This is a genomic window from Amycolatopsis dongchuanensis (genome assembly GCF_039542405.1).
GTDB classification, from domain to species: Bacteria; Actinomycetota; Actinomycetes; order Mycobacteriales; family Pseudonocardiaceae; genus Amycolatopsis_E; species Amycolatopsis_E sacchari.
In genome coordinates this window covers 17,434-37,147 of record NZ_BAABIB010000148.1, presented here as the reverse complement: position 1 = coordinate 37,147, position 19,714 = coordinate 17,434, and the positions used below count along the sequence as shown (strand labels likewise).

19 protein-coding genes are annotated in these 19,714 nt (G+C 72.5%); 11 read left to right on the top strand and 8 right to left on the bottom strand.

Features of this window, described 5'->3' with window-relative positions; genetic code table 11:
• Positions 1–49 precede the first annotated feature (49 nt).
• On the top strand, positions 50–1,711 hold the full coding sequence (locus tag ABFX51_RS35210) for a substrate-binding domain-containing protein (RefSeq protein ID WP_346056340.1): 1,662 nt from the start codon (positions 50–52) through the stop codon (positions 1,709–1,711).
• On the opposite strand, the gene ABFX51_RS35205 is transcribed toward ABFX51_RS35210, so the two are convergent.
• Both ABFX51_RS35205 and wrbA read right to left on the bottom strand, forming a co-directional pair.
• Entirely contained in the window at positions 1,663–2,649 is a 987-nt protein-coding gene (locus ABFX51_RS35205) for an EamA family transporter (protein ID WP_346056339.1), read from the bottom strand. The two genes, ABFX51_RS35210 and ABFX51_RS35205, sit on opposite strands and share 49 nt — an antisense overlap.
• A gap of 53 nt (positions 2,650–2,702) precedes the next feature.
• Positions 2,703–3,317, bottom strand: coding sequence for an NAD(P)H:quinone oxidoreductase (gene wrbA / locus ABFX51_RS35200; RefSeq protein WP_346056337.1), 615 nt, complete (start codon positions 3,315–3,317; stop codon positions 2,703–2,705).
• A gap of 86 nt (positions 3,318–3,403) precedes the next feature.
• Here wrbA and ABFX51_RS35195 point away from each other — a divergent pair, with 86 nt between their 5' ends.
• Positions 3,404–4,684 (top strand): MFS transporter, encoded by a 1,281-nt coding sequence (locus ABFX51_RS35195; protein WP_346056335.1) that lies wholly within the window; start codon positions 3,404–3,406, stop codon positions 4,682–4,684.
• Entirely contained in the window at positions 4,681–6,033 is a 1,353-nt protein-coding gene (locus ABFX51_RS35190) for an LLM class flavin-dependent oxidoreductase (RefSeq protein WP_346056334.1), read from the top strand. The genes ABFX51_RS35195 and ABFX51_RS35190 overlap by 4 nt, the downstream gene beginning before the upstream one ends.
• Here ABFX51_RS35190 and ABFX51_RS35185 read toward each other — a convergent pair.
• Positions 6,030–6,845 carry a lysophospholipid acyltransferase family protein gene (locus tag ABFX51_RS35185; RefSeq protein ID WP_428832525.1) on the bottom strand — a complete coding sequence of 272 codons (816 nt, stop codon included), beginning with the start codon at positions 6,843–6,845 and terminating at the stop codon, positions 6,030–6,032. The two genes, ABFX51_RS35190 and ABFX51_RS35185, sit on opposite strands and share 4 nt — an antisense overlap.
• Before the next feature lie 75 nt (positions 6,846–6,920).
• On the opposite strand from ABFX51_RS35185, the gene ABFX51_RS35180 reads away from it, so the two are divergent.
• Positions 6,921–9,401, top strand: a complete 2,481-nt coding sequence (locus tag ABFX51_RS35180; protein ID WP_346056332.1) for an FtsK/SpoIIIE family DNA translocase — start codon at positions 6,921–6,923, stop codon at positions 9,399–9,401.
• On the opposite strand, the gene ABFX51_RS35175 is transcribed toward ABFX51_RS35180, so the two are convergent.
• The 3 genes from ABFX51_RS35175 to ABFX51_RS35165 form a co-directional block, all read right to left on the bottom strand.
• On the bottom strand, positions 9,398–9,958 hold the full coding sequence (locus tag ABFX51_RS35175; RefSeq protein WP_346056331.1) for a QsdR family transcriptional regulator: 561 nt from the start codon (positions 9,956–9,958) through the stop codon (positions 9,398–9,400). The genes ABFX51_RS35180 and ABFX51_RS35175 overlap by 4 nt on opposite strands.
• Positions 9,955–10,962 (bottom strand): lipase family alpha/beta hydrolase, encoded by a 1,008-nt coding sequence (locus tag ABFX51_RS35170; RefSeq protein ID WP_346056330.1) that lies wholly within the window; start codon positions 10,960–10,962, stop codon positions 9,955–9,957. The genes ABFX51_RS35175 and ABFX51_RS35170 overlap by 4 nt, the downstream gene beginning before the upstream one ends.
• Positions 10,963–11,101: 139 nt before the next feature.
• Entirely contained in the window at positions 11,102–12,067 is a 966-nt protein-coding gene (locus ABFX51_RS35165; RefSeq protein WP_346056329.1) for an NADP-dependent oxidoreductase, read from the bottom strand.
• Between the two features lie 94 nt (positions 12,068–12,161).
• On the opposite strand from ABFX51_RS35165, the gene ABFX51_RS35160 reads away from it, so the two are divergent.
• A complete protein-coding gene (locus ABFX51_RS35160; RefSeq protein ID WP_346056328.1) occupies positions 12,162–12,755 on the top strand; it encodes a TetR/AcrR family transcriptional regulator in 594 nt (197 codons plus the stop codon).
• Here ABFX51_RS35160 and ABFX51_RS35155 read toward each other — a convergent pair.
• Together ABFX51_RS35155 and ABFX51_RS35150 are read right to left on the bottom strand one after the other, a co-directional pair.
• The gene (locus ABFX51_RS35155) at positions 12,752–13,387 is read right to left on the bottom strand and encodes a hypothetical protein (protein WP_245783426.1); all 636 of its coding nucleotides are present in this window, start codon (positions 13,385–13,387) and stop codon (positions 12,752–12,754) included. The genes ABFX51_RS35160 and ABFX51_RS35155 overlap by 4 nt on opposite strands.
• Positions 13,388–13,408: 21 nt before the next feature.
• Positions 13,409–13,921: an amino-acid N-acetyltransferase gene (locus ABFX51_RS35150; protein ID WP_091516462.1), complete on the bottom strand. Its 513-nt coding sequence runs from the start codon at positions 13,919–13,921 to the stop codon at positions 13,409–13,411.
• Between the two features lie 95 nt (positions 13,922–14,016).
• Here ABFX51_RS35150 and rimO point away from each other — a divergent pair, with 95 nt between their 5' ends.
• The 6 genes from rimO to pspM all read left to right on the top strand — a co-directional run bounded on the left by rimO (position 14,017) and on the right by pspM (position 19,045).
• The gene (gene rimO, locus ABFX51_RS35145; RefSeq protein ID WP_346056327.1) at positions 14,017–15,417 is read left to right on the top strand and encodes a 30S ribosomal protein S12 methylthiotransferase RimO; all 1,401 of its coding nucleotides are present in this window, start codon (positions 14,017–14,019) and stop codon (positions 15,415–15,417) included.
• Positions 15,414–16,043, top strand: coding sequence for a CDP-diacylglycerol--glycerol-3-phosphate 3-phosphatidyltransferase (pgsA, locus tag ABFX51_RS35140; protein ID WP_346056326.1), 630 nt, complete (start codon positions 15,414–15,416; stop codon positions 16,041–16,043). Before rimO ends, pgsA begins: the two co-directional genes overlap by 4 nt.
• The gene (locus ABFX51_RS35135; RefSeq protein WP_346056325.1) at positions 16,040–16,504 is read left to right on the top strand and encodes a CinA family protein; all 465 of its coding nucleotides are present in this window, start codon (positions 16,040–16,042) and stop codon (positions 16,502–16,504) included. Before pgsA ends, ABFX51_RS35135 begins: the two co-directional genes overlap by 4 nt.
• Positions 16,505–16,599: 95 nt before the next feature.
• Positions 16,600–17,046 carry a helix-turn-helix domain-containing protein gene (locus ABFX51_RS35130; protein ID WP_177229001.1) on the top strand — a complete coding sequence of 149 codons (447 nt, stop codon included), beginning with the start codon at positions 16,600–16,602 and terminating at the stop codon, positions 17,044–17,046.
• 246 nt (positions 17,047–17,292) lie between these two features.
• Complete coding sequence (locus ABFX51_RS35125; RefSeq protein ID WP_091516473.1) at positions 17,293–18,129, top strand: PspA/IM30 family protein; 837 nt, start codon at positions 17,293–17,295, stop codon at positions 18,127–18,129.
• A gap of 13 nt (positions 18,130–18,142) precedes the next feature.
• Positions 18,143–19,045: a phage shock envelope stress response protein PspM gene (gene pspM, locus ABFX51_RS35120; protein WP_346056324.1), complete on the top strand. Its 903-nt coding sequence runs from the start codon at positions 18,143–18,145 to the stop codon at positions 19,043–19,045.
• Positions 19,046–19,714 lie beyond the last annotated feature (669 nt).

The window sequence follows — 19,714 nt, the reverse complement described above, 5'->3', positions numbered from 1 at the left end:
ATTTTCGCTCTAACCTGTAGCCGAACTCGAGTTGCAGGAGGCGATACCGGTGGGGCGACACGAGCCTGCCACCGGGCGGCGGCGCGTGCCCCTGGTGCTCGCCGCCACCGCGGCGGTCCTGGTACTGGGCACCACCGGCTGGGTCGTCGTGGAGCGCGCGACCCAGCGACCCGGCTGTGCCGGGGAGGACACGGTCCGCGTCGCGGTCGCGCCGGAACTCGCGGCGGCGGTGGACCGGATCGGGCGGACCGTCGCGGGTGGACAGTGCTTCCGCTTCGAGGTCGAGGAGCGGGATCCGGCCGCCGTCGCCTCGTCGCTGACCGTCGCGGACGGGACGAAGCGGCCGGACGTCTGGATCCCCGACTCGACGTTGCGGCTGCGCCGCGCGAAGGCGGCCGGGGCCGCGGACGTGCCGGAGTCCGGTTCGCCGATCGCCAACTCGCCCGTCGTGTTCGCGGTGACGGAGGAGGTCGCGCGGTCGCTTGGCTGGCCGGAGGAACAGCCGGACTGGCCGGAGCTGCTGGCGTCGGGAACGCCGGTCGGGCTGCCGGACCCGGGGACGGACCCCGCGGGCGTGTCGGCGCTGCTGGGCATCTCGAAAGCGTTTTCCCAACCGTCCGAAGTGGCCGCCGGGATGCGCAGACTGGCGCCGAACACGCTGCCCGCCGTGGCGGACCTGTACGCCAGGCTGCCCGGCGCGGGCAGTTCGCGGCAGCCGGTAAGCGCTTTCCCCGCGTCGGAAACCTCGGTGCTTCGGTACAACGCGCGCGCCGGCGTCACCGCGACGCCGGCGCAGCTGGTGGCGTTGTACGCTCCGCAGCCGGTGCCGTCGCTGGACTACCCGTTCGCGGTGCTGGGCAACGCCGGGCAGGCGCAGCGCGAGGCCGCCGCGAAGCTGCTGCGCGCGTTGCTCGAACCGGACGGCCAGGCCGCGCTCGCGGACGTCGGCGTGCGCACCCCGGACGGCCGCATGCTCTACGGGCACGTCGGCGACGAACACGTGTCCGCCCGGACGCAGCCGTTGGCGTCGCTGCCTCCGGACGACGCGCTCGACGCGCTGCTCGGCCAGTGGGCGAAGATCAACACCAGTTCCCGCGCCCGCGTCCTGATCGACGTGTCGGGGTCGATGAACGCCGTCGTGCCCGGCTCCGGCGACCGCACCCGGATGCAGCTGACCGTCGACGCCGCGGCGCGGGCGCTCGACCTGTTCAAACCCACGTCCGAAACGGCCACGTGGATCTTCGCGACCGAGCTGGACGGCGACCGCGACTACCGCGAGGTCCTGCCGATGGCGCCGGTCAGCACGCAGCTCGCCGCCGGGGCCGCCCAGCGGCTGCGGGACCTGCGGGCCACGCCGAACGGCCAGACCGGGCTGTACGACACCGTGCTCGCCGCCTACCGGCAGTCCCGCCAGGAGTGGGAGCCCGGGCGGCTCAACCTGGTGATCCTGATGACCGACGGGCGCAACTCCGACCCGCACGGCATCAGCCGCGACCAGCTGCTCGACCAGTTGCGGAGCCTGCAGGACCCGAAGCGGCCACTGCCGGTGATCGCCATCGGCCTCGGCACCGACATCGACGTGCCCGAGCTGGACGCGATCACCGCGGCGACCGGCGGGCGGGCGTTCGTGGCACCCGACCTGGCGCACATCGCCGACGTGTTCTACGGCGCGCTCGCCGGGCTCTCCTGCCCCACCGCGGGGTGCGCCTGACCGCTCTGTCTGCTGTGGACGTACTGCACGAGCGCCGCACCGCCCAGCAGCACGACCGCGCCGGCCAGCTGCACCCAGCTCAGCGCCTCACCGAGCAGCGCCCACGCGCTGGCCGTCGCGACGACCGGTTCCAGCAGCCCCAGCACCGACGCGACCGCCGCGGGCAGGTACCGCAGCGCGCTGGTGCCCAGTCCGTAGGCGAACACCGTGGACAGCAGGGCCACCGCCACCAGCAGCAGCCACACCGGCGGGTGCCACGGCCCGAAGTCCGTCACCGCGTCGAGCCCCGACAGCCGCCAGGGCGGGGATACGGCGCACACCACCACGGCACCGACGACCATGCCCCACAGCACGAGGCCGAGCGGGTCGCGGGTGGCCGCGCCGTGTTCGCCGAGCAGGAAGTACGCCGCCGAACACAACGCACCGCCGAGCCCGGCGAGCAACCCGACCGCGTCGAGGCTCAGCCCTTCCCACACCTCGGCGACCAGCGCCAGCCCCAGCATCGCGAGCCCGATGCCGAGCCACATCACGCGGCTCAGCCGGACCCCGCGCACGAACCGCGTCCACAGCGCGATCAGCACGGGCGAGGTGAACTCGAGCAGGATCGCGATGCCCACCGGCAACCGTCCCACCGCGACGAAGTAGCACAGCTGCACGCCCGCCACGCCGAGCATCCCGTACCCCAGCACGACGGGCCACTCCGCGCGCCGCACCCGCAGCAGGCGCGGGCGGAAGAGCGCGGCGGCGACGACGAGGACGACCGCGGCGAGCCCGATCCGCGCGGCGGCGACCTGTTCCGGCGAGAACCCCGCGAGCATCGCGGGTTTGGCTATCGTGCCGGAACTGCCGAAGCAGACCGAGGAAACGAGGATCAACGCGGTGCCGCGGCCGCGGGACGAGAGCCGCTGCGGGCGTACGGCGGGTAGTTCCAGTGACACACGACCGAGGCTAGGTCGTCCACGCGGGGAAGACCTCCTCTTTTCGGCGGGTCTCAGCGATCTCCGGCGAGCCCGCGCGCCACGTACCCGGTCACGGTCGCCAGGCGCGTGCCCTGGATGCGCAGGGCTTCCAGCGCCTCGTCGCCGGGCTCGGCGGACTTGCGGGACACGAACGAACCGCCGTACGGGTTGCCCGACCGCAGCAGGTGCGGTTCGGCGTAACCGAGCGGCACGACGATCGCGCCCCAGTGGTAGAAGATGTTGTTGATGGCCAGCAACGTCGATTCCAGTCCGCCGTGGGCCGTCGACGCGGTGGTGAACGACGTCGCCACCTTGTTCGCGAGCTTCCCCTGCGCCCACAGGCCACCCGTGGTGTCCAAGAAGGACTTCAGCTGGGCCGCCGGGCCGCCGAAGCGGGTCGGGCTGCCGACCGCGAGCCCGTCCGCCCACTCCAGGTCGTCGAGCGTGGCCAGATCGGCGTGGGGCCCGGAGTCGACGTAGGCCTGCCAGCGCGGGTTGGTCGCGATCGCCTGCGGCGGCGCGGTTTCCGCGACCGTGCGGACCCGGACGTCGGCCCCGGTGTCACGCGCGCCGCCGGCGAGCGCCTCCGCGAGCTTGGCGGTGTTGCCGGTCGCGCTGTAGAAGACCACGAGGATGCGTGTGCTCACCCCGCCACCCTAGCGATCTTCGCCGGGGCTCCCAAAATATGGAACAGCCTGTTCGGTACGGGAAACGGGACCTACCGTGCGAGAGCGTGACCACACTCACCCCAGCCCCGCCGCGGACCACCGCGCGCAGCGCCGCCGTCGGCAGCGCCATCGGCACGACGATCGAGTGGTACGACTTCTACCTGTACGCCACTGCCACGGCTCTGGTCTTCAAACCCCTGTTCTTCCCCACGATCTCGCCCACCGCCGGCACGCTCGCGACCTTCGCCACCTACGCCGCCGGGTTCGGCGCACGCCCGATCGGTGCGATCATCGCCGGGCACCTCGGCGACCGCGTGGGCCGCAAGACGATGCTCGTCGGCGCGCTGCTGCTGATGGGCCTGGCGACCACGGCGATCGGGGCGCTGCCGACGTTCGCGCAGGTCGGGGTGCTCGCGCCGGCGCTGCTCGTGGTGTTGCGGGTGCTGCAGGGGCTCGCCGTCGGCGCCGAGTGGGGCGGGGCCGCGCTGCTGTCCGTCGAACACGCGCCCGCCGGGCGGCGCGGGTTGTTCGGCAGCTTCACGCAGGTCGGCTCCCCGGCCGGGATGCTGCTGGCGACGGGGATCTACGCCGGGGTGCGGGCCTTCGCCGGTGACGACGTGTTCGTGTCGTGGGCGTGGCGCCTGCCGTTCCTGCTGAGCTTCGTGCTGGTGGCGATCGGGCTGGTCGTGCGGCTGCGGCTGGAGGACGCGCCCGAGTTCCGCGAACTCAAGCAGCGGGACGACCTCGCGCGGCTGCCGGTGCTGGAGGTGCTGCGCACGCAGCCGAAGAACGTGCTGCTCACCACCGGGCTGCGGCTGTCGCAGATCGCCCTGTACGTACTGCTCACGACGTACTCGCTGACGTACCTGCAGGGCACGTTCGGCAAGCACAACCAGGTCGGGCTCGTCGCGGTGATGGTCGCTTCGGCGCTCGGGCTGATCAGCACGCCGTTGTGGGCGCACCTGTCCGACCGCTACGGCAGGAGGCCGTTCTACCTGTTCGGCGCGGCGGCCGGGGTGCTCGCGCTGGCGTTGTTCTTCCTCGCCGCGCACTCGGGTTCGGAACTGCTGGTGGTGCTGGCGATCGTCTTCGGCGTGAACGTGGTGCACGACGCGATGTACGGGCCGCAGGCGGCGTGGTTCGGCGAGCTGTTCAGCACGCGCGTCCGGTACAGCGGCGCTTCGCTGGGCTACCAGGTCGGCGCCGTGCTGTCCGGTGGGTTCGCCCCGCTGATCGCGGCCGCGTTGCTGGCCTCGGGCGGGACGTGGTTGATCGTGGTCTACTTCGGAGTGCTGGCCGTGCTGACGTTCGCGTCGGCGTTCTACGCGGAGGAGACCGCGAAATGACCAGGATCCACCTGAACGCCTTCGACATGGCCTGCGCCGGGCACCAGTCCGCCGGGCTGTGGCGGCACCCCGAGGACCAGGGGCACCGCTACCGCGAGCTCGGACACTGGCTGGAGCTGGCGAAGCTGCTGGACCAGGGCGGGTTCGACGCGTTGTTCCTCGCCGACGTGCTGGGCGTGTACGACGTCTACGGCGGCTCACGGGACGCCGCGGTCGCCGACGCGGCGCAGTTCCCGGTGAACGACCCGACGATGGCGATCTCCGCGATGGCGTCGGTGACCGAGCGGCTCGGTTTCGGGGTCACGATCTCGACGACGTACGAGCAGCCGTACGCGCTCGCCCGGCGGTTGACCACGCTGGACCACCTCACGGACGGCCGCGTGGCGTGGAACATCGTCACGTCCTATTTGGACAGTGCCGCCCGCAACCTCGGTCTGGACAGCCAGATCCCGCACGACGAGCGGTACGACATCGCCGAGGAGTACGTCGAGGTCTGCTACAAGCTGTGGGAAGGCTCGTGGGAGGACGACGCCGTCGTCCGGGACGTCGAGCGCGGCGTGTACACCGACCCGGCGAAGGTCCACGACATCGGGCACAAGGGCAAGTACTTCAGCGTGCCGGGGCCGTTCCTGTGCGAGCCGTCGCCGCAGCGCACGCCCGTGTTGTTCCAGGCCGGCGCGTCCAAGCGCGGGCTGAAGTTCGCCGCGTCGCACGCCGAAGCCGTGTTCGTGTCCGGGCCGTCGCCGAAGGTCGTGCGCAAGTCCGTGGACGCGCTGCGGGCCGCGGTGGCGGAGCAGGGGCGGGATCCGCGCTCGGTCAAGGTGTTCACGATGCTCACGCCCGTGGTCGCCGAGACGAGTGAGGAGGCACAGGCGAAGCTGCGGTCCTACCAGGAGCTGGTCAGCGTGCCGGGCGCGTTCGCGTTGTTCGGCGGCTGGACCGGGGTGGACCTGTCCGAGCTGGCGCTGGACGAGCCCCTGACCTACGCCGACTCGAACGCGAACCGCTCGGCGCTGGCGTCGTTCACGACGGCGGACCGGGCGTGGACGCCGCGGGAGCTGGCGGAGTTCATCGGCCTCGGCGGCCGTGGCCCGGTGTTCGCGGGCTCGCCCGGCGAGGTCGCGGACGAGCTGGAGCGCTGGGTGGAGGAGGCCGACGTGGACGGCTTCAACCTCGCGTACGTCACGACGCCCGGCACCTTCGCGGACTTCGCGCGGTGGGTGGTCCCGGAGCTGCGGCGCCGGGGCCGGGTGCCCGAAGCCCCGGAGGGGCCGACGCTGCGGGAGCGGCTCGGCTTCCCCGGCCCGCGCCTCGCCCCGCCCCACCCTGGAGCGTCTTACCGGCGTTAGGCCCCGGGCCGCCAGGGGCTGACGGTGTCGGTCGGGCGCGTCGGGTCGTGGAAGCGGGGGCGGTCCGGTTCCGAAGCCCGCAGCGGCACGAGACCCGCCGTGATCGCACGCATGATCTTCGCGTGCGCCCGGACACCCGCGCCCGGGCGCTCGGGGTCCACGTCGGAGAGGTCCACCGGGTCGCCGAAGTGGACCTTGAACGTCGGGCGGCGCAGGGGAGCGGTGAACCCGGACCGCGCGAGCGGCAGCAGGTCCGCCGGGCCGGTGACCGTCTCCGTGCCCCAGTACACCGCCTCGTGCGCGCCCCACTGGCTGATCGGCACCACCGGCACGCCCGCCGCCAGCGCGAGCCGCGCCGCACCCGTCTTGCCGCGTTCCGGCCACAGACCGGGATCGTGGCTGATCCGCCCCTCGGGGTAGACGATGATCGGGCTGGTCGTCGTGCGCATCGCCTCGACCGCCTGCGCGAACTGCTCGACCGCGGTCGCCTTGCCCCGGTCGACCCGCAGGTGCCCGCTCGCCCGCAGCGCCGGCCCGAGCACCGGCGCGTCCAGCAGGCCGCCGGCCAGCAGGAACCGCGGCGCGAACCCGAGCCGCTGGCACGCGGCGATCAGCACGAACGCGTCGAACACGCCGATGTGGTTGGCCGCCATCAGCAGCGGCCTGCCCCGCAGGGCTCGGGGGATGCCGCCGGTGACCCGCAGCCTGCCCACCAGGTGCACGAGGCCCGTGTCCAGCGCCGACATCGTCCGCCAGATCGCCGGCGGCCTCGGGTTTCCTCCGTCTCGCAACGCGACCATGACGCAGAGCATGTCAGATGCGAAAGTTCGCACTGGGTCGCGAGTGGCGGATGGGACTGGTGCGCCGATCCGGTTACCGTAGGGGACATGGCGGGGACGACGGCGAGGAGAAGCACGACGGCGAAACGGGGCGGCAGCAAGAGCCCGGCGCGCAAACCGCGCTCGGGGACCAAGCCGCGCGCGCGGTCGTCGGCACGCAAGCCCCCGGCCCGCCGCTCGTCCGGCGGCACGTTCGCGAAGGCCGTCCGCGGCGGCTGGACGCTGCTGGCCCGCGGGGTCGGCACGATGGCCCGCACGGTGGGGCGCAGCCGCGAGCTGGAGCCCGAGCACCGCAGGGACGGCGTGGCGCTCGGCCTCATCGCGCTCGGCCTGATCCTGGCGGCCGCCGTGTGGTGGCGCGCGGGCGGTCCGGTCGGCGGGTACCTCGAACTCGCCACCCGCACGGTGTTCGGCGCGGGGTCGGTCGCGCTGCCGCTGGCGTTGTTCGCCACCGCGATCGCGCTGATGCGCTCCGAACCGCGCCCGGAAACCCGCCCCCGCATGGTGATCGGCACCCTGCTGGTCACGTTCGCCCTGCTCGGGCTGCTGCACCTGTTCAACCACAGCCCGGCGCCCAACGACGACCGGATGTACGCGGGCGGCCAGCTCGGCGCGCTGTCCGGTGGCCTGCTCGCGCGCGGCGTGACGGCGTGGGTCGCGGCGCCGCTGCTTGTCCTCGCGCTCGGCTACGGCGTGCTGGTGTTCACCGGCACGCGCATCCGCGATATCCCGCAGGCACTGCGTGAATGGGGTCTCGACCCCGAGGAACGCGAGCGCATGGCGGAGGAGCAGCGGGCCTTCGAGGAGGAGCAAAAGGCCGAGGTCACCGAGGTCGACCCGAAGTCCGTGCGGCTGCGCAAGCCCTCGCGGCGGCGGCAGGCCAGCAGTGACGGCGCGGGGGAGCAGCTCGACATCGAGGCCGCCCTGGCGGAGCCCCCGACGCCGACGCGGCCACCTCGGGTCAAGCCCGCCGAAGTGCCGGAGAAGAAGCCGAAGAAGGCCCCCGAGCCCGCGCTTTCGGTCACCCGGACCGTCGAGGGCGACTACCAGCTCCCGTCGGCGGACCTGCTGCAGCTCGGTGACGCGCCGAAGACCCGCAGCAAGGCCAACGACGCCATGATCGAGGCGATCACCGGCGTGCTGGAGCAGTTCAACGTCGACGCGCAGGTCACCGGCTTCACGCGGGGCCCGACGGTCACCCGGTACGAGGTCGAGCTGGGCCCCGGCGTGAAGGTCGAGAAGATCACCGCGCTGACCAAGAACATCGCGTACGCGGTCGCCACGGACAACGTGCGCCTGCTGGCGCCGATCCCCGGCAAGTCCGCGGTCGGCATCGAGGTGCCCAACTCCGACCGCGAGATGGTGCGGCTGGGCGACGTGCTGCGCTCGCCGACCGCCGCGAAGGACAACCACCCGATGGTCATCGGGCTGGGCAAGGACATCGAGGGCCACTTCGTCACCGCGAACCTGACGAAGATGCCGCACCTGCTGGTGGCCGGTTCCACCGGTTCCGGTAAGTCGAGCTTCGTCAACTCGATGCTGGTGTCGCTGCTCGCGCGCGCCACGCCCGACGAGTGCCGGATGATCCTGATCGACCCGAAGATGGTCGAGCTGACGCCGTACGAGGGCATCCCGCACCTGATCACGCCCATCATCACCCAGCCGAAGAAGGCCGCCGCCGCGCTGGCCTGGCTGGTGGAGGAGATGGAGCAGCGGTACCAGGACATGCAGGCCAACCGCGTGCGCCACATCGACGACTTCAACCGCAAGGTCAAGTCGGGGGAGATCACTGCGCCGCCGGGCAGCGAGCGCGAGTACCGGCCGTACCCGTACATCATGGCGATCGTCGATGAGCTGGCCGACCTCATGATGACCGCGCCCCGCGACGTCGAGGACGCGATCGTCCGGATCACGCAGAAGGCGCGTGCCGCCGGTATCCACCTGGTGCTGGCGACGCAGCGCCCGTCGGTGGACGTCGTGACCGGCCTGATCAAGACGAACGTGCCGTCGCGGCTGGCGTTCGCGACGTCGTCGCTGACGGACTCGCGCGTCATCTTGGACCAGCCGGGCGCCGAGAAGCTGATCGGCATGGGCGACGCGCTGTACCTGCCGATGGGCGCGGGCAAACCGGTCCGCATCCAGGGCGCGTTCGTCGGCGACGACGAGATCGCCGCGATCGTGAACTTCACCAAGGAGCAGGCGCAGCCGGAGTACCAGGACGGCGTCACGGCCGCGAAGCCCGGCGAGGCCAAGGAGATCGACCCGGACATCGGCGACGACCTCGACGTGCTGCTGCAGGCGGCGGAGCTCGTGGTGACGTCGCAGTTCGGGTCCACGTCGATGCTGCAGCGCAAGCTGCGGGTCGGGTTCGCCAAGGCCGGGCGGCTGATGGACCTGCTGGAAAGCCGCGGCGTGGTGGGCCCGTCGGAGGGCTCCAAGGCCCGCGACGTGCTCATCAAACCGGACGAGCTGGACAGCGTCCTGTACATGATCCGCGGCGGCGGCGCCCCCGCCCCGGAGGAGGACTAGCGGAGCAGGTAGCGCAGCGCCCGTTCGGCGCGATCGGGGTCCGGGGGCTCACCGTTGATCGCGTCGGTGTACACGAACGACTCGCCGACCCGGACGCACAGGTAGGCGAGGTCGTGCGGGTCGATGTCCCCGGCGGGCAGCGCACCCGCGTCGCGTTCCCTGGTCAGGAGCTGCTCGACCAGCGCGACGAGGCGTGGCTGGAACGTGTGGCCGCCGCGGGTGAGGACGCGCAGCGCGGTCTCGGTCTCGTTGGTGAGGAAGTGGCGCATCCCGGCGTGCGCCAGCGTCTGCCGGACGAACGTCGACATGGTGTTCGCGATGCGCGTGCCCCCGGTCCCCGCCGCCGAGGCGTAGGCGTCGAGCATGGTCCGTTGGCCGAGCCGCCAGACCACCTCGGCGAGGATGGCGTCGCGGTCGCCGAGCCAGCGGTAGATGGTCACCCGGTTGACCCCCAGCGCGGCGGCGAGGTCGTTGACCTCCACCCGCTGCTGCGCGTTGAAAGTCTTCTGCGCCAGGCGAAGCGCGCTCTCGCGATCGGGACGGCCCGCCGGTGTCATGGGCAGTCGGCGGTGACGTAGCAGGCGAGCGGGGGCTCGGACGGCACCCGCCTCGCCGCGACGGTCAGCTGCGCCGCGACCTGGGCCGTCAGCGTCACGAACGTGAGCGGGCCGGTCACCGGGTCCACGCCGGGCATCAGCAGGCGGCCGCAGACCGCCCGCCCGATCCTGGCCGGGTCCGCCGGGCCGGCGTGGGTCAGCGCGTCGACGGCGAGCGCGGACGTGACCGGGTCCATCGTGCCGATGAGCAGGTGCTCGGGCACGGCGAGCGGGCAGACGTCCTGCACCGCGACGTTCGTGACGGTCCCGCCGCCCCCGTGCAGCGACGAGGTGCCGCGGTCGTCGAGGTTGGGCTGCACGAACTCGTCCGTGCGGGAGTAGATCTCGGTGTAGCTGATGCCGGGGAAGGTCTCCTGCCCGGAGTTGAGCGCCTTCATGAACGCGGAGTTCGCGCGCTGCTGCCACAACGCCGGTGCGCAGTTGGGCACGCACAACGCAGGCACGACGACCGAGCCGTGGTTGGTACCGGCCATCCCGATCACGTCCTCGACCATGCCGCGGGTGTCGGGCCAGAACCGCAGCGCCCAGCGCATGATCATCCCGCCCTGGCTGTGCCCCATGACGGCGATCTTGCGCCCGGCGAGCCGGTGCATCTCGCGGATGCCGTAGGTGACGTACTGGGCCCGGACCTGCATGTCGCCCATGTTGTAGGGGTCCACGGGCGAGTCCGACACGCAGTACGGGATGCCGAGGCGGCGGAACAGCGGCTCGTAGTTGAAGCCGAAGTTCTGCCCGCTGTCGACCGTCGTGGCCGGCGTGAGCAGGACCGGTTCGCGGGTGGCGTCGCGGACGTCGGCGGTGCACCGGAGGCTCTTCGCCAGGTCGGGCACGGTCAACGCCGGACCGGGCCGGCCGGCCGGCGCGTACCCGTCGGCTCCGGCGACGCCACTTCCGCCGACGAGGGCGAGCAGGGCCGCGACCGCGATGGTGACCAGGTGCCGCAAGGGGGGGACGCATCCGGAATCCTTCCCGCCGGGCATCGCTCCGTCGCGACGCGCGATGCAACTAAAACACGAAGTGTTGCATTCCGGCAAGCCGGACCAGGGCTGCCCGGGCGCCGGGGCGCCGGGGCAGCCACCCGGCTCACATCGTCACGACGACCTTCCCCAGGTTGTGCTCGCGGACGTACGCGACGGCGGCCTGCACCGCTTCCGCCAGCCGGTAGCGGCGGGCGATCCGGACCGACAGCGCGCCCCGCTCCGCCGCCTCGGCGACCTCCCGCATCCCGCCCAGCTCGGCGTCCATGTCCAGGAAGAAGTGCAGGTCCACGTCGTCCCGGCCGAGCAGTTCCTTCGCCGGCTCGGGGTAGATGATCGTCACCAGCCGTCCGCCGGGCCGCAGTGTGGCGGCCGCCGCGGACAGGCGGTCGTGGGGCAGTACCAGGTCGAAGACGGCGTCGACGCCCGAGGGGTAGCCCGCCGCGTCGTACCCGATCACCTCGTCCGCGCCGAGTTCCCGCAGGACCGCGTGGTCGCCGGCGGCCCCGGTCGCGACGACGTGCGCGCCCGCGGCGGCCAGCAGCGGGAGCAGCGCCGTGCCCACCCCGCCGCTGGCGCCGATGACCAGGACCTTTTCCCCCGGCCGGATCGCGGCGAGGGCCATCACCCCCAGCGCGGTCATCCCCGCGATCGGCAGTGCGGCGGCCTGCTCGACGGGGATGTTGGCCGGGCGGTGCGCCAGCAGCGGGGTGTCGGCTTCGAAGACCGCGTACTCGGCCAAGGCACCCGTGCTCATCGACGGGCGGCGCGCGGGCACGAAGCGCAGCTGCCGCGGCAGTGCCTGCCCGAAGACCTCGTCGCCCACCCGGTAGTCCGTCACCCCGGCGCCGACTTCGGTGACGGTACCGGCGAACTCGTTGCCGGGGACGTAGGGGAACTCCAGCTCGACGAGCTCGCGGTAGTCGCCCGTGACCACCCTGATGTCGGTGGGGTTGATCGCCGACGCGGCGATCTTCACCTGGATCTGCCCCGGGCCGGGGCGGGGCACCTCGAGGTCGCCGATCGACAGCTGCTCGGGCTCGCCGTACGCGGTCGCGACAAGGGCTTTCACGGAAGTTCCTCCAGTAAACGGACCGATGGGTCAGGTTATCTGCCGCGACGGTACACAGAAACGGACCGCGCGGTCAACTTGCTAGGATCACCGCGTGAACCCGCCCTCCCGCACCTTGCGCGCCGACGCCGCGCGCAACCGCGAACTGCTGCTGGCCGCGGCCGAGGCCGAGTTCGCCGAACGGGGCCCCGACGCCTCGGTCGCCGACATCGCGCGCCGGGCCGGGGTGGGCAAGGGCACCGTGTTCCGCCACTTCGCCACCAAGGAGGAGCTGATCGCCGCGGTCGTGCGGCCCCACGTCAGCGCGCTCGACGAGGCCGGGCGACGACTGCTCGACGCCGAGGACCCCGGCGCGGCGTTGCTGGAATTCCTCACCGTGGCGGGCGGGCAACGGGAGCAGCGCGACCTGTCGTTCCTGCTGAACGCCGACGACGCGGGCCCGGAGGTGGTCGAGCTCCGCGAGCGGCTGTACGGCACCGTCCGCCGGCTGGTCGACCGCGCACGCGAGGCTGGCGCCGTCCGGCCGGACGTCACCGGCAACGACGTCGTGCTCCTGATGTGCGCGCCGAACCACGTCGTCAGCTTCGTGAAGGACCCGCCACCCGACCTGTGGCGGCGTTACCTGGGGATCATCTTCGACGGGCTGCGCCCCGAGGGGGCGCACCCGCTGCCGGTACCGGAGAGCTAGACGTTCGTCGGGCAGGGGCCGGTCGCCGGGGCCGCCGGCGCGGCTTCGAACGCCTGCACCGGCGTCGTGCAGCCCGTGGGCACCAGGCGGTCGTCCTGCTGCACGTACGTTTCCCAGTACAGCGGGGCGAGCGCGAAGCTCGGCTCGTACGTGCTCTGCCGCACCGACGCGTCCGGGCGTCCGTCGCCGTTGAGGTCACGCACGTCGGCGACGATGCCCTCCACCGCGGTGTCGACCGTGATCTCCGCGTCCAGCCGCACCGACGCGACGGCCGCGGAGTGGACGCCGTACTCGAACGCCACCGAGCACCGTCCGGCCCCGCAGAGCCCCGCCGTGACGGTCTCGTACGGATGCCCGTCGCTGCCGAGAACCTGCTTGCTGTCGAGGAGTTTCGCGCCCTCCCAGTACGCCAGCACACTGCCGCCGCGGAAGCGCAGCCCTTCGAGCCGGCGCCCGCCGGGCAGGCCGGCGGTGAACACGGTCTCGCAGCCCTGCTCGCAACCCGGCACCACGGGCGGCGGCGCGGCGACCGGAGGTTGCGCCGGTGCCGCGGTGAACGCGGCGGCCGACGGGATCGCCAGCACCGTGACCCCCAGTGCGGCCAGCGCGCAGCGGCGAAGCCCCCTCTTCATGCGCTCCATTGTGGCCTGGTCCTAGAGCTCGAGCAGCATGCGCGTGTTTCCGAGCGTGTTCGGCTTCGCGTAAGGGAGTTCGAGGAACTCGGCCACCCCGGGATCGACGGAACGGCGCATCTCGTCGTACACCTGCTGCGGCACCGGCGTGCCGTCGATCTCGCGGAAACCGTGGCGGGCGAAGAACTCCGTCTCGAACGTGAGCACGAAGATCCGCCGCAGCCCCAGTTCCACCGCGTGGTCCACGAGCCGCCCCACGAGCCGGTGCCCGATGCCCTGCCCGCGCGCGGCCTTGTCCACCGCGACCGTGCGGATCTCGGCCAGGTCCTCCCACAGCACGTGCAACGCCCCGCAGCCGAGCACCTCGCCGCCGGAGTCCGCGACCCAGAACTCCTGCATGTCCTCGTACAGCGTGACGAGGTCCTTCTCCAGCAGCACCCGCCCCGCGTCCGCGTCCACGAGAGCCTTGATCTTGCGGACGTCGGCGATGCGGGCCCGGCGGATGCCGACCCGGCACGAAGGATCTTCCGGCACGGATCGACCGTAACCGCACCGGAGCCGCGTGGTCGCGCCGGGTTGCGCCACCTGCGCACACCGGCCGCCCGGGCCCGCCAGCTACCCTGAGTGGCGTGTCTTCCGCCACCGAATCCCGTCGTGTCTCCCTGCTGACCCTGGGGTGCGCCCGCAACGAGGTCGACTCCGAGGAACTGGCCGGCCGCCTCGCCGCCGGTGGCTGGGAGCTGACCGAGGACCCCGAGGACTCGGACGTCGTGGTGGTCAACACCTGCGGCTTCGTCGAGTCGGCGAAGAAGGACTCGGTGGACACGCTGCTCGCGGCCGCCGACACCGGCGCGAAGGTCGTCGCCGTCGGGTGCATGGCCGAGCGCTACGGCGCCGAGCTGGCCGAGAGCCTGCCCGAGGCCGACGCGGTGCTGGGCTTCGACCACTACCCGGACCTGGCCGAGAAGCTCGGGTCCATCGTCTCAGGGCACAAGATCGAGTCGCATGTGCCGAGCGACCGGCGCAAGCTCCTGCCGATCAGCCCGGTCGAACGTCCGTCCGCGGCCTCGGAGGTCGCCGTCCCCGGCCACGGCTGGGTGCCGCGGGCGCGGCTGCAGGACGGCCCCGTCGCGGCGCTGAAGATCGCCTCCGGCTGCGACCGGCGCTGCTCCTTCTGCGCGATCCCGTCCTTCCGCGGTTCGTTCGTCTCGCGCCGCCCCGACGAGATCCTCGCCGAGGCCGCGTGGCTGGCCGGGCAGGGCGTGAAGGAGCTGTTCCTGGTCAGCGAGAACTCCACCTCCTACGGCAAGGACCTGAGCCGGGAGGACGGCGGGACGCGCGCGCTGGAGCGCCTGCTGCCCCGGCTCGCCGCGATCGACGGCATCGAACGGGTGCGCGTGTCCTACCTGCAACCCGCGGAGACGCGCCCGGACCTCGTGCGCGCGATCGCGACCACGCCGGGCGTCGCCGACTACTTCGACCTGTCGTTCCAGCACTCCAGCGAACAGGTGCTGCGCCGGATGCGCCGGTTCGGCTCCACGGACTCGTTCCTGGCCCTGATCGACCAGATCCGCGAGCTGTCGCCCACGGCGGGCATCCGCACCAACGTGATCGTCGGCTTCCCCGGCGAGACCGAGGAGGACGTCGCCGAGCTGGAGCGGTTCCTCACGCACGCCCGGCTGGACGCCGTCGGCGTGTTCGGCTACTCCGACGAGGACGGCACCGAGGCCGAGGGCTTCGACGGCAAGATCGACCCGGACCTGGTCACCGAGCGGGTCACCAAGATCTCGGCGCTGGTCGAGGAACTGACGGCCCAGCGCGCCGAGGAGCGCGTCGGCGAGGTGGTGGACGTGCTGATCGAGGAGACCGGCGAGGAGGTGGTCGGCCGGGCCGCCCACCAGGCGCCCGAGGTCGACGGGGCGTGCATCGTGCTCGACGCCGGTGACGTCGAGGTCGGGCAGTTCGTGCGCTGCCGCGTCGTGGACAGCGAAGGCGTGGACCTGCTCGTGCGCCCGGACGCGGACGGATGAGTGCCGTGCCGGACGAGTCCGCGCAGACCGGCCGCCCCGCCCACGTGCCGCCGCGGACCCCCGTCTCCAACCTCAACGTCGCCAACTTCCTGACGCTGTCGCGCCTGGTGCTGGTCCCGGTGTTCGTCGTCGCGTTGTTCGTCGACGACGGCACCAGCACGGGCTGGCGGATCGCGGCCACCGCGTTGTTCGCGGTCGCGTCGCTGACGGACCAGATCGACGGCTGGGTGGCCCGCCGCTTCGGGCTGATCACGGACTTCGGCAAGATCGCCGACCCGATCGCCGACAAGGCGCTCATCGGAGCGGCGCTCGTGGGGCTGAGCGTGCTCGGCGACCTGCCGTGGTGGGTGACGATCGTGATCGCGGTGCGCGAGATCGGCGTGACGCTGCTGCGGTTCTGGGTGATCCGGTACGGGGTGATCCCGGCCAGCCGCGGCGGCAAGGCCAAGACGCTGACGCAGATCGCCGCGATCGTGTTGTTCCTGCTGCCCCTGCCCGCCGGGGCGGCGCCGGTGTCGTGGGCGCTGATGGCGCTGGCGCTCGTGCTGACCGTCGTCACCGGGGTGGACTACGTGGTGCGCGCCCTGCGGCTGCGGGCGACGGGAACGCGGGCCGCGTCGTCGTGAACCTCGCCCGGCGGCTGATCGCCGATCTCACCGCACGGGGTGAAACCGTCGCGACCGCGGAGTCCCTCACGGCCGGACTGGTGTGCGTCACCCTCACGGAGGTGCCGGGCGCCAGCGCGGTCGTGCGGGGCGGGCTGGTGGTGTACGCGACGGAGCTCAAGGCGCGGCTGGCGGGGGTGGACACGCGGTTGCTGGCGGAGCACGGCGCGGTGCACCCCGAGGTCGCCGCGCAGCTCGCCGAGGGTGCCCGTGACCGGTGCGGGGCCACGTGGGGCCTGGGGCTGACCGGGGTCGCGGGCCCCGATCCGCAGGACGGGGTGGTGCCGGGAACGGTCCACATCGGGCTCGCCGGGCCCGGCGTGCGGGACGTCCGCACGCACTGGTTCGAGGGCGATCGGGCACTCGTCCGAACCGAATCGGTGCGCGCCGCGTTGCTCCTGCTGGGGGAACAACTGGCCTGAGCCAGGCGTTCGCCCTTGGCGTACGGCCGTGTCAACCGCTGCACTGGAGGGCGAGGTCTGGGTAACGTGGTCGGTACCAGGAAGGGAGGCGCGTGATGACCGTGCTGTTGCGTGAGGCGATCGGTGATCGGCTCCGGCATGCCCGCACCAACCAGCGTCGCACGCTGCGCGACATCTCCCGCGCCGCCAAGGTGAGCCTCGGGTACCTGTCCGAGGTGGAGCGGGGGCAGAAGGAGGCGTCGAGCGAGCTGCTGGCGTCCATCTGCGAGGCGCTGGAGCTTCCGCTCGGCGAGTTGCTGAACAACGTGGCCGCCGACATCTCCGCGCTGGAGAGCGTCGACGTGGCGACCATGCCCGAACGGCAGGGCGCCGAGGAGCGCGGCGAGCAGCCGGAGCGCCGGGAAGCCGCGGGCAGCCTCGAAGGCGGCAGGCTCGTGGACGGCGTGATCGGCAACGACCTGGCGGACCTGCGGGTCTCCACCCAGCGCATGGGCCCGGCCCTGCGCACGACGATCAGCGCCCCGAAGATGGTGGCGGCGTAGGTCCCGGTTCTTCGCACGAGGCCACTTTCCGGACAGCAGGTGTCCGGGGAGTGGCCTCGCCGTTTCCCGGGTCCCGATCTCGGGGTAGTCCCTGAATTACCCCCGGGTCGCCTGGAAGAGCGCGCCTCGACCTGACACGATGGAACCCACGCCGGGGCCGGGACGTTGCCAGCACAGAGGGGGGCAGCGCCCCATCGGCCAGGACAAACTTTCCGACAGTGGGACGTAAGAAGGCAGGCGGAGCAGATGGCCAACCCGTTCGTCAAGGCATGGAAGTACCTGATGGCGGCGTTCTCGTCGAAGATCGACGAGCACGCCGACCCGAAGGTGCAGATCCAGCAGGCCATCGAGGACGCGCAGCGGAACCACCAGGCGCTGTCCCAGCAGGCCGCCGCGGTGATCGGCAACCAGCGGCAGCTGGAGATGAAGCTCAACCGGCAGCTGGGGGAGGTCGAGAAGCTGCAGGCCTCGGCCAGGCAGGCGCTGGTGCTGGCCGACGAGGCGCGCGCCAAGGGCGACGAGCAGAAGGCGGTCCAGTACGAGAACGCCGCCGAGGCGTTCGCCACCCAGCTGGTGACGGCCGAGCAGAGCATCGAGGACCTCAAGACGCTGCACGACCAGGCGCTGCAGGCGGCGGCCCAGGCCAAGCAGGCCGTCGAGCGCAACGCCACGATGCTGCAGCAGAAGCTGGCCGAGCGCACGAAGCTGCTGTCGCAGCTGGAGCAGGCCAAGATGCAGGAGAAGGTGTCGGCCTCGCTCAACCAGATGTCCGAGCTGGCCGCGCCGGGCAACACCCCGTCGCTGGACGAGGTCCGCGAGAAGATCGAGCGCCGGTACACCACGGCGCTGGGCTCGGCGGAGCTGGCGCAGAACTCGGTGCAGGGCCGGATGCTGGAGGTCCAGCAGGCCACCACGCAGCTGGCAGGGCACTCGCGGCTGGAGCAGATCCGGGCCTCGCTCAAGGGCGACTCGGTGGCGCAGGTGACCGACGGTTCCGAGGGCAAGACGGCGGCCACGCCGTCGGCCGACATCCAGCGCGAGATCCAGGCGCGGGTGCAGGCCGAGCAGAAGAACCAGGCCTGACGGGGTCCACGCGATGACGTCGGGCAGACGGGATTTCGGCGAGTTCAGCGCCAGGCTGGAGAAGCACCTCGAACGCCTGCCCGACTACGCGCAGCGCGCTCAGGCGAAGCTGGAGCGGTACTTCCCGCAGGACGACCGGCAGCGGGCCCACCCGCTCCGGCGTCCGGCGCCGCCGCGGCCGGTGTCGCTGACGGACGTGCCGGTGTTCGCGGAGGCGCGGGCCCGGTGGACGCGCTGGAACGAGCCGGCGGCGAAGCTGGAGCGGCGCAAGCGGCGGGCCTCGCGGGCGATGACGCTGTGGATCGTGCTGACGCTGCTGTGCGGGCTGTACGCGGTGGTGATGGGCCTCGGGCTCGCCGGGACGGCGACGGTGAGCGAGGCGTTCGTGGGGATCGCGGGCGGGATCGTGTTCGCGGCGCTGGGGGTGCGTTCGGGGTTGCGGTTGCGGCAGTTGAACCGCACGCAGCTGCCGGTCAGCACCGCGCCGCCGCCGTTGCCGCAGCCGGGCTCGGCGGCCCGGCAGCCGATGGAGCGGCTGGCGGAGTGCGAGGCGTCGCTGGTGGAGGTGCTGCGGCAGCTGGCCGCGTCGGCGCTGGTGTCGGAGGAGTCGGTGGCGGAGGCCCGCTCGACGGCGGCCGAAGCCGCAGCGGCGCTACGGACGCTGGCGGCCCGCATCGAAGCGATCGAGCGCGCGCGTGACGCCGCCCCGGCGGCCGACCGAAACGCCCTCGACTCGGCGATCGCCACCCTGCGGGACCAGCTGGAGGACGGCCTGGAGGACTACCGGGCCCTGATCGCGGCCGCGGGCCACGCGGTCGCCGCGGGCGGCAGTGGCCTGCACCAGTCGAAAACGGCACTCACCGACGCGACCGACCGCCTGGCCGGGCTGGCGATCGCCCTGCGCGAGGTTTCCTGAGGCACGGGCGCGCTGCTCGGTGGCGGTGGGTGGCGCGAGCGGGCGGCGCCGATCGTCTGGCTGGCGCTGGAAGGTGGCGCTTGCTGCGGCGGCTGATTGCCTGGCGGGGCTGGCCGTCCTGCGTGAGGTTTCCTGGCGCCGCCCAGGGCGGTGGGTGGCGCGCGGGCGGGCGGCGCCGATCGTGTGGCTGGCGCTGGAAGGTGGCGCTCGCTGCGGCGGCTGACTCGCGGGGCAGCAGTCGGGCGCAGCGGCGCCCGCCGATCGCCTCGCCGGTGCTCGTGGCTGCGACCTCGCCCTGGCCGGGTTAGCCGGCCGTCCTGCGTGAGGTTTCCTGGCGCCGCCCAGGGCGGTGGGTGGCGCGGGTGGTCGGCGCCGTCGATCGTGTGGCTGCCGCCGGAAGGCGGCGCGCGCTGCTGCGGCCGACTCGCGGGGGCGGCAGTCGGGCGGAGCGGCGCCGCCGATCGCCTTGCCGGGGCTCGTCATTGCGACCTCGCCCTGGCCGCTCGGCCCTGCGCGAGGTTTCCTGGCGGCCCCGTTCGGCAGCGCAGCCGGAGCCCGTAGGCGGAGCCCGCACCGAAGCCACCCGCCATCCCCGAAATCACCCCGTCCGGGGTCTCCGGAAACCCCTTCCGGACACTCTCCGATACCTGGGCGTAACGCGAAGCGGTC